The sequence below is a fragment of the Polaromonas sp. UBA4122 genome (assembly GCA_002381615.1).
In the GTDB taxonomy this organism is placed as follows: domain Bacteria; phylum Pseudomonadota; class Gammaproteobacteria; order Burkholderiales; family Burkholderiaceae_C; genus Polaromonas.
This window is the reverse complement of sequence record DFWY01000136.1, coordinates 510-722: the sequence shown is the minus strand read 5'-3', so window position 1 is coordinate 722 and position 213 is coordinate 510.

Genomic DNA, 213 nt, shown 5'->3' with positions numbered 1-213 from the left:
CAGCCTGATGCATCGTGGCTTGGACATAAGATCCAAAGAACGCAGCCGGGAGCCAACAGACGATGAACTAGCCCGCCTGTATCAACTCTGGAGCAGCAACCCGCGCCAGAAAGTCCCCATGGGCATGCTGTGCCAGTTCGCACTGGCAACAGTAAGGCGCCAAGCTGAGATTTGCAGACTGGAAATTGACGATATTGACCGGCAGGCAAAGAC